The sequence below is a fragment of the Stenotrophomonas sp. 2YAF22 genome (genome assembly GCF_052114665.1).
Lineage (GTDB): Bacteria > Pseudomonadota > Gammaproteobacteria > Xanthomonadales > Xanthomonadaceae > Stenotrophomonas > Stenotrophomonas indicatrix.
The window spans coordinates 1-2,864 of the sequence record NZ_JBFRFE010000569.1; the positions used below are offsets into that span (position 1 = coordinate 1).

Consider the following 2,864-nt stretch of genomic DNA (forward strand, 5'->3'; position numbering starts at 1 on the left):
GACTTCACCGTGCGCCACGCGCTGCAGCCGTTCTCGCCGGCCGCCTTCGGTGACGGCGATCCACGCCGCTTCAGCTACCGCCGGCAGTGGCACCCGGCCGCCGGGCGACTGGGCGGGAAGCGCGGCGGCCTGCTGCCGTGGTTCGACGCCGCACTGCCGCCGCCGGTGGACGACGCGGTGGAAGAAGAGGTCTCGCTGGAGAGCCTGCGTCGTTTCCTGTGTGATCCGGCAGGGCAGTTCCTCGCACAGTCGCTGGGCCTGCGCCTGGCCGACGACGTCGAGGACATCGACGACCTGGAGCCGCTGGTGCTGTCCTCGCGCGGGCCGGAGAAGCGCAGTGTGCAGCTGGCCGTGGTGCAGGCCACCCTGGCCGGCGACAGCGAGCCGCTGTACCCGCGGCTGCGCGCACGCGGGCTGTTGCCGTCGGGCATCCTCGGCGAGCGCCAGTTTGAAGTGGAGCGGCTCAAGACCCGCCCATATGCCACTGCCATGCTGGGCTGGTTGCAGGGCACGCCGCTGGAGAGCCGCCGCTATGAAGTGGAGATCGACGGCGTGCGCCTGCATGGCCGGGTCGGTGATCGCCATCCCGAAGGGCTGGTGCGCCTGCGCGCCGGCGCCCTCAACGGCAACGCGGTGATCCGCCAGGGGCTGGACTGGCTGCTGGCCAACGCCGCCGGAGATGCGTTGCCGTTGGTACAGTTCTACGACGGCGGTGATGCCGGCCCGGGTCCGCATGCATTGCCTGCCTTGACCGTGCCCGCAGCACGCGCGGCATTGCGCGCGCTGCTGCAGCTGCGCCAGCGTGGGCTGCGCGAACCACTGCGCTTTGCGCCCTATACCGGCTGGGTGCTGTTCAACGCGCCGGTGGAAAAGCAGCGCAGCGAAGGCTGGAAACAATGGCATGGCAGCGACCGCAGCTGGGGTGAAGCCAACAGTGATGCCTGGCAGCTGCTGCTGCGTGGCGCCGACCCTTTCGCCGACGACGCCAGTTACGCCGACCTGCTGCGCAACAGCCAGGTGGTCTTCAGCGCCGTACGCGAAGGGCGCAGCTTCGGCAATGATCCACAGGCGGGCCACGCATGAGCAACGGTGCCGAGGGCGCTTCCATCAATACGCATTGCCCTGATCCTTACCTGGCGTTGCCGCTGCACGGCACGCGGCTGATCGAAGCCAGTGCCGGCACCGGCAAGACCTTTACCCTGGCGACGCTGTTCACCCGTCTGGTGGTCGAACAGGGCCTACGTATCGGCCAGATCCTGGCGGTGACCTTCACTGACGCCGCCACCCAGGAACTGCGCAAGCGCATCCGCGAGCGCCTGGCCCTGGCTGCGCGCCTGGTCGATCTGCCGCCCGGCGACGATGAGACACCCGATGCGCTGCTGACCCGGCAGGTGCTGCAACGTCATCTGCAGGACGGCACGGAAACCGCAAAAGCGTTGAAGCGGCGCCTGCAGGTAGCCGCCGACGAGATCGACCTGGCTGCGATCTTCACCATCCATGGCTTCTGCACCCGCGTGCTGCGCGAACATGCGCTCGAAAGCGGGCATACCTTCGACCCGCCCGAGCTGCTGGCCAGCGATCGCGAGCTGCTGGAAGAACTGGCGGCCGATCTGTGGCGGGTGCATGCCAACGACCCGGCAACGCTGGAACCGCTGACCTGGTTGTGGTCCCACCCGGATGCGCTGGCGGCTGACCTGCGCGCGCTGCTGGCATCGCCACCGCTGCACCCGCCACTGCAGCCGCTGGCCGTGGACGATCCGCGCCCGGCGCTGCAGGGCACGGCGGCGGAACTGTCGATGGCCGTGCGCGAGCATGGTGAGCGCTTCTTCCTGGACCTGTGCGAAGCGGTCGACAACAAGTGGATCAACGGCGTTTCCTACAAGCTGGGCTGGCTGCACCCGCTGGGCCGGCAGTTGTTGGGCTGGGCCGAGCGCGGCGACGCAGCAGAACTGTTGTCCAGCGACCGCTTGCCGGCGCTGCTGCCCGATGCGCTGGTGGCCAAGACCAACAAGAAGTTCGCCGACCGCACACCGTCCTCGCCGCTGCAGGCACCGCTTGAGCGCTACGTGGCACTGCTGGCCCAGCGCGAACAATGGCTGCGTGCCACGGCACTGAACTTCCTGCACGCCCTGCGCGAGGAAGCCACCCAGCGCCTGTCCGTGCTGAAGCRCATGCGTCGCGTGCAGACCTACGACGATCTGATCGACGGCGTCGCCCGCGCGTTGGAAGGCCCGCAGCGGCTGGCCCTGGTCAAGCAGCTGCGGGCGCAGTACCGCATCGCCCTGGTCGATGAATTCCAGGATACCGATGACCGCCAGTGGGGCATCTTCCATACCGTGTTCGGCGCCTCGCCGGAGGTGGACGAACTGGGGCTGCAGCCGGCGCTGTTCCTGATCGGTGACCCCAAACAGGCCATCTATGGCTTCCGCGGCGGCGACATCCATACCTACCTGAAAGCCAAGCAGGTGGCCGAGCAGGCACCGGCGCTGGACCAGAACTTCCGCTCGCGCCCGGCCGTGCTGCGCGCGCTGCAGGCGCTGTATGACAACGCTGGCGAAGATGCCTTCCTCGAACGCGACATCCGGTTCGAGCCGGTGCGGCCCGGTGGCGTGCGTGTCGATGAGGACTACCTGCGCGATGGCCGGGCCGCACCGGCGCTGACCCTGCGCCTGCTGCGCAGCGACGGTGAAAAGGCCCTTGGCGCCGATGCGTCGCGCGACGCGGCGACCCAGGCCTGCGTGGCCGCGATCCACCAGATCCTGCTGGAGGCGCGTGCCGGCACCGCGCTGCTGCGTGGGCGCCCGGTGCAACCCGGCGATATCGCCGTGCTGGTGCGCTCGCATCGCGAAGCCACGCTGGTGCAG

1 protein-coding gene and 1 pseudogene are annotated in these 2,864 nt (G+C 69.0%); both read left to right on the forward strand.

Annotation, left to right across the window (positions count from 1 at the left end; all coding sequences use genetic code 11):
• A pseudogene (locus AB4Y84_RS18295) lies at positions 1–1,083 on the forward strand (exodeoxyribonuclease V subunit gamma); the annotation flags it as partial.
• The coding region (locus AB4Y84_RS18300; RefSeq protein WP_442250606.1) for a UvrD-helicase domain-containing protein at positions 1,080–2,864 on the forward strand (1,785 nt) is incomplete at its 3' end. The pseudogene AB4Y84_RS18295 and the gene AB4Y84_RS18300, both read left to right, overlap by 4 nt.